Below are 6,167 nucleotides of genomic sequence, written 5' to 3'. Positions count from 1 at the left end.
GCCGAGGCGGTGGGGCGTGACGGCGCGTGGGCGGCGCCGGTGGCGGTGCCGGGCAGCTGGTGGGTCACGGCCAGGGCGGTGACCGCGACGGCGACCACGGCCACCGCACTGCCCGCGGCCAGTGGCCGCCGGCTCCGCTCCGGCCCGCCGAGCCGCAGCAGATCCCGGTACCGACCGCGCAGCCGGGGCTCGGGGCCCGTCGGCAGGCCGGAGTCGGCGTCCTCGTCGAGAGCGCGGGTCAGCGCCTCGCGGGTCACCGGCCGCGGCAGCCGTTCCCGCGAGTTCTTGCGCAGCAGCCCCTGCACAGCCTGGGTGAGCGGGCCCGCGCGCAGCGGGGTGCGCAGCGGCAGCCGGTCCACCGCCTTCAGGGTGGCCTCGGGCCGGCCCCGGTCCCGGAACGGCGGCCGGCCCTCCACCATCGTGTACAGCAGCGCGCCCAGCGCCCACAGGTCCGCGGCCGGTCCGATGCGCTCGTCGCGGGCCTGCTCCGGCGAGGCGTACGACGGTGCCGTGAGCCGTGGCACCAGGGTCGCCCCGGCCAGCCCGAACCCGGTGACGACGACCGGTCCGCCCTCCGGGACGAAGACCTGGCCCGGGCTCAACTCCCCGTGGGTGATGCCCCCGTCGTGCGCGGCCTGGAGCACATCCAGCAGCTCCAGGCCGATCCGCGCCGACCGCGCCGGGCTGAACGAGCCCTCGTGGTCGAGGAGTTCGGTGAGCGGCGTGCCGTCGATCCACTCGGTGACCGTCCACAGCGCACCGGCCTCGACCACGGCGTCCACGACCACCGCGACCCGGCCGGGGCACAGCCGCCGCACGGTCTCCGAGGTCCGGACGACCCGGGCCGTGACCCGGCGCACGGTGTCCGCGTCGCAGTCCGCCGGCAGGACGGTCTGCGACACCAGCCGGGGCTGTTCGGCCGTCACGTCCTCGGCGTACCACCACCGGCGGTTCGTCTCGCGGGCGAAGACCTCCAGCAGCCGGTACCGGCCGGCGACCAACTCGTGTGCGGAGACGTGCGCCTCGACCATGGTCATCCCTCGCTGAAACCCCTGTCCCATGTCCCCCAGGGGTACGCACAGCGCGCGGGGGTGCGTTCAAAGAATTCCCGGATGCGCCCCCTTTTTTCCACGGATTCCGGGAGCGCCCCGCTCCGGGGCTTCCGCAACGCGCTCCGTCGCGCTCACGCCAGTCCGAACCGGTCGGCCCAGCCCATGAGTTCACGGGGTGTGGTGTTGCCCCCGCACACCACGAGGCCCAGCCGGGCCCCGTCGCCGACCCGGGCCAGCACCTGCCGGGCCGCCGGCAGCAGAGCGCCCGCGGCCGGCTCGGCCCACACCTTGGCGTGCTCGGCGAGGTCCAGACAGCCCTGCACGGCGTTGCGGTCCGGGACCACGAGCACCTCCTCGACCAGCGCGGCGACATGGTCGTACGTCAGCCGGGAGACGGAGGGCGCGCTGAGCGTGGTGACGAGCGACGACAGCGGCACCGGCACCGGTCCGCCCGCCTGCAGCGCGCCGGACATCGCCTCGGCACCCTCGGTCTCCACGCCCCACACGCGCACCCCGGGGCGCAGGGCGGCGAGGGCGGCGGCGACGCCGGCGATCAGCCCGCCCCCGCCGATGCTGACGATCACGTCCGTCGGCCCGGCCGTGTCCGGCGCGTCCTGCGCCAGTTCCAGTCCGACCGTGCCCTGCCCCGCGATCACGACCGGGTCGTCGAACGGATGGACCAGGGTCAGCCCCTCGTCCCGCAGCCGTGTCACCAGCTCGAACGCGCTGTCCATGCCGTCGGTCAGCCGCACCGACGCACCGGCGGCCTCGGCGAGCGCGAGGGACCGGGCGGGCGCGGTCCGTGGCATCACCACGGTCGCCTTCACATTGAGGGCCGCCGCCATCACCGCGAGGGCGATGCCGTGGTTGCCGCCGCTGACCGCGACCACGCCCGCCGCCCGCTCGGCCCCGCTCAGCGACAGCAGCTTCGCCGTCGCGCCGCGCGCCTTGAACGAGCCGGTGCGCTGGAGCAGTTCGAACTTGGCGGTGACCGGGACACCGAGCAGCTCGGTCAGCCCCGGGCTCGGTACGGTCGGTGTCCGTACGACGTGTCCGGCGATCTGCTCCGCCGCCGCTTCGATGTCCGAGATGCCGATCAAGGTGCTTCACCCTTCCGGCGCGGGGGTGGGAACCCGCGTCCCTGGCACCCTGACCCGCCTGGACTGCCCAGGTCAACACCGTTTGAACGGACGGCCGCACGGCCTCACAGCTCGCGGCCCGCCAGATGATCCAGCAGCGTGCGCAGCTCCCCGGCTGCCTTGGCGGCCAGGGGCGCGTCCGCGAGGATCGCCCGCGCGGCGCCCGTGTGCCGTCGGGCCTGTTCCAGCGCCGCCGTACGGCCGCCCGCCGCCTCGACCAGCGCGGCGGCCTCCCCGGCCCGTTCCGGGTGGCCGAGCAGCTCGGGCAGCCCACGGGCCACGGGGGAGGCGAGCGCGGCCAGCACCGGGTACGTCATCTTGCGCTCGCGCAGATCACCGCCCGCGGGCTTGCCGGTGACGGCCGGATCGCCCCAGATCCCCAGGACGTCGTCGACCAGCTGGAAGGCGATGCCGAGCTGTCGTCCGGCCCGCGCCAGCGCGCCGACCACGGTCTCGGGCGCCCCGCCGAGCGCGGCGCCCAGCGCGACGGCGCAGCCCAGCAGCGCACCCGTCTTGCCCTCCGCCATCGCCCGGTACTCCTCGGGGGTCACCCGCTCCGGGCCGGCCGGGGGCCGGGTCGCGAACAGCAGGTCGTCCGCCTGCCCGCGCACCAGATCGGCGAGGGCCGCCGACAGCAGCCGCACCGCGCCCGGACCCTGCGCGGCGCGCGCCAGGGTCTCCACGGCGAGGGCGAACAGGGCGTCCCCGGCCAGTATCGCCGGCCCCGTGCCGTACGCCTTCCACACGGCCGGGCGGCGGCGCCGGGTCCCGTCGCCGTCCATGATGTCGTCGTGCAGCAGCGAGAAGGCATGGACCAGCTCGACCGCGACCGCCGCCGGGACTCCGGCCCGGCCGTCGGCGCCGGCGGCCTCGGCGCCCAGCACCGCGAGCGCCTGGCGTACGCCCTTGCCGCCGGACGCGGCCGCCGGTGCCCCGCCGACCTCGCACCAGCCGAAGGAGTACGCGGCCATCTCGGCCACCCACGGATGCAGCCCGCCCACCGCCTCCTGGAGCGCCGGGAGCACCAACTCCCGGCACCGGCCGAGGACTTCGGGCGCGGAGGGCGGCGCCTGCACCGCCACGGGCCACGCGCTCACCGTACGGCCGCCGCGTCGAGGCCGAACTCCTGCTGCGCCCGGGCCACCATCTCCCGCGCGTGCTTGAGTCCGCTGCGCTCCAACGTACGAGCCAGATCGGCCAGTTCGGCCGCCGTCTCGGCGTGGTCCCGGCCGAGCCGGGCCAGCGACTTGGCCAGGCCCAGCCGCGCCAGCGCCTCGCCGCGCGGTTCGCTCATCGCGCGGAACTCCTCCAGCGCCAGCTCGTACATGTCCCGGGCCTCGGTGTGCCGGCCGGCGCGGTACAGGACGTTGCCGCGCATCTTGTGGTTGTAGGCGAGCGCGGAGGACAGGTTCATCTCCCGGCACCCGGCCTCCGCGCGGGACAGCAGCTCCAGCGCCCGCTCGGTGTCCTGGTCGCGCACCGAGAGGATGTCGGCCAGCCCGCGCAGCGCCCATGCGTGCCCGCGCCGGTCCTCGGCCCGCTCGGCTATCTCCGCCGCCTCCTCGAACAGCGCGTACGCCCGGTCGTGGTCGCCGGTGTTGCGGTGCATCTGCGCGATGCCCTCCAGCGCCCACACCGTGTGCCGGGCCTCCCCGCGCTTGCGGGCCTCGGCCAGCAGCTGTTCGTGCAGCCGGCCCACCGCGTCGTAGTCGCCCTGGATGCGGCCGGTCTCCGCGAGACCCGCCAGCGAGTAGCCGCGGACCACGATGTCCCCGCCGCGCTCGCCGAGTTCGGCCGCGAGCCCGAGCAGCCGCCAGGCCAGCGGGAACGCCCCGCGCTGGCGCGCGAGGGTGCCGCCGCTCCACAGCGCCCAGGCCATCGCGCCGGTGTCGCCGGCCTCACGGGCGGCGCGGTAGCTCGCCTTCCAGGTCCGGTCGGCGTCCTCGATCCGGCCGAGCCGCCGCTGTGCCTCGGCGACGGCCAGCCCGCAGCGGGCCGCCTCGGCGGGCTGTCCGGACCGCTCGGCCGCGCGCAGCCGCTCGGTGCCCTCGGCCAGCACGTCGACCAGCGAGGAGTTCACGGAAAGGGAGGTCAGGGCGCCCTGGTACTCCGGGGCGAAGGCCTTGCCGTACATATGCACCTTTCTATACACGGCATGTATACGCTCTGTGTATACCTCCTGGGTATACATCCCGTGCATAGGGGTAGGGAAAAGAGCCCCGGCCCGGAGGCCGGGGCGCCATCGGTCTGTTGTCGATCAAGACGCAGGTGCGGCGGCGGGGGTTGCCCGTGAGGCGCGGATCACGTTGTGAAGGTTCAGTGCTGCTGTGCCTTCTGCGGCGTCGCCTCGCTCGGCCGCACGACGACGAAGCCCTCGCCCCGGAGCATCAGCTGCACGGCTTCGCCCGAACCGCCGCGCAGCATCGAGCCGATGGACTGGGAGCGGTGCAGCGAGGTCTCCAGGTGGGCGGTCCAGCCGACCGCCGCGTCCGTGTCGACGAACACCGGGGACTGCGCGGACACGGGGATGACCAGCGGATCGCCCTCGCAGACCAGCCCGAGCCGGCCCTGCCCGGAGAACACGCTGTTGAACAGCCCGCCGCCGGCGATGCCGGACCCCTTCACCGTCCTGATCTCGTACGACAGCGAGGGGTCGAAGCACAGCACGTTGCGCCCGTTGACCGTGAACCGGTCGCCCGGCTCGATCTCGACGATGAAGCAGTTCTGCGCCTCGTGCGCGAACCAGGCCTCACCCTGTCCGCGCACCGCCATGAGCGGCAGCCCCTCACCGGTGACCGCACGCTTGAGCATGCCGCCCACGCCCTGGCCCTTGCGCTCGAACTTCAGGTCGCCCCGGTAGGCGACCATCGCGCCCTGGCGGGCGTACATCTCGCCGTCCACCGTGTAGCGGACGCACTTGGCGTTCTCGACGGACATGCCCGGCTGCGCGGCGGGCTGCACCACGCGCTCACTGGAAAAGAGGTCACCCTTCATGCCGGGCATCGTGTCCCGGAAACCATCATTCCGCCAAGATGACGGAAAGTGCCCGGTCAGCCACCGAACAACTGGGCCCAGTACGTGCCCGAGCGGCCGCCGCCCGCGAAGCCGATGCCCAGGTGACCGAAGTCCCGCTTGAGGATGTTGGCGCGATGCCCGGGGCTGTTCATCCACCCGTCCACGACCTCGGCGGGGGAGCGCTGGCCGCAGGCGATGTTCTCGCCGATCGTGCGCAGCCGGGAGCCCGCGGCGGCGGCCCGGTCCCAGGGCCGGGTGCCGTCGGGACTGACGTGGTCGTAGAAGTCACGGGCGATCATGTCCGCGCAGTGTGCCTGCGCGGCCGCCGTGAGCAGCGGATCGACGGCCAGCGGCGGCAACCCGGCCCGGCCCCGCTCGGCGTTGGTGAGCGCGACCACCTCGGCCGCCGTACGGGACAGCGCGTCCGGCGTCAGCGGAGCGGCCCAGAGCGCCGTCCAGTACCGGTCGCCGGCATCGGTGTGGGCGAGGGCGGCATGCCGGAAGCGGGGATCGAGCAGCGTACGCCGGGCCCGCTCGGACCCCAGGCAGTACTCCACGAACTCCGCCGGAGAACGCGGCCCGGAGACCAGGTGCTCACCGACGCCGATGTACGCGTACCCGGCGCCGGTGATCCGCTGGTGCACGGACCTCCCGTCCCGCCCCTCGGCCCCGAGCCGCCCCGCCTCCGCCATGGCCCGGGCATGCGAGCGCGCAGCGGTGAGGAGCCGTGGATCGAGGGCGACATGAGGCGAACCAGCCTGCCCACGAGCCGAGTTGACCAGCCGGAGAAAGCGGTCGTCGGCGGGCGGGGCGGAGTCGGCGGCGTGCCGGGAGCCGGGCGGGAGGGAGACGGCGACGGGCCGGTGATCGGCTGGGGCGGAGTCGGCTGTGGGCCGGTGACCGGGCGGGCGGGGCGCCGGTACGGCCGCCCCGGAGCCGGAGCCGGAGCCGGAGCCGGAGC

6 protein-coding genes are annotated in these 6,167 nt (G+C 74.7%); all 6 read right to left on the bottom strand.

Annotation, left to right across the window (positions count from 1 at the left end; all coding sequences use genetic code 11):
• The coding region (locus BIV25_RS45930) for a protein kinase (protein WP_071378559.1) at window positions 1–1,037 on the bottom strand (1,037 nt) is incomplete at its 3' end.
• 146 nt (window positions 1,038–1,183) lie between these two features.
• Window positions 1,184–2,152, bottom strand: coding sequence for a threonine/serine dehydratase (locus BIV25_RS45925; protein ID WP_071378558.1), 969 nt, complete (start codon window positions 2,150–2,152; stop codon window positions 1,184–1,186).
• Window positions 2,153–2,256: 104 nt separating this feature from the next.
• Window positions 2,257–3,288, bottom strand: coding sequence for a polyprenyl synthetase family protein (locus BIV25_RS45920; protein ID WP_071378557.1), 1,032 nt, complete (start codon window positions 3,286–3,288; stop codon window positions 2,257–2,259).
• Window positions 3,285–4,325, bottom strand: coding sequence for a tetratricopeptide repeat protein (locus tag BIV25_RS45915; RefSeq protein WP_071378556.1), 1,041 nt, complete (start codon window positions 4,323–4,325; stop codon window positions 3,285–3,287). Before BIV25_RS45915 ends, BIV25_RS45920 begins: the two co-directional genes overlap by 4 nt.
• 182 nt (window positions 4,326–4,507) lie before the next feature.
• On the bottom strand, window positions 4,508–5,185 hold the full coding sequence (locus BIV25_RS45910) for an AIM24 family protein (protein WP_071378555.1): 678 nt from the start codon (window positions 5,183–5,185) through the stop codon (window positions 4,508–4,510).
• Between the two features lie 56 nt (window positions 5,186–5,241).
• Window positions 5,242–6,167 (bottom strand): CAP domain-containing protein (locus BIV25_RS45905; protein WP_143076851.1); only part of this gene is annotated, 926 nt, incomplete at its 5' end.

Origin of the sequence: Streptomyces sp. MUSC 14 (assembly GCF_001866675.1) — a bacterium.
Classification (GTDB): Bacteria; Actinomycetota; Actinomycetes; order Streptomycetales; family Streptomycetaceae; genus Streptomyces.
The sequence above is the reverse complement of the archived record's forward strand: the minus strand, read 5'-3'. Positions and strand labels throughout refer to the sequence as shown.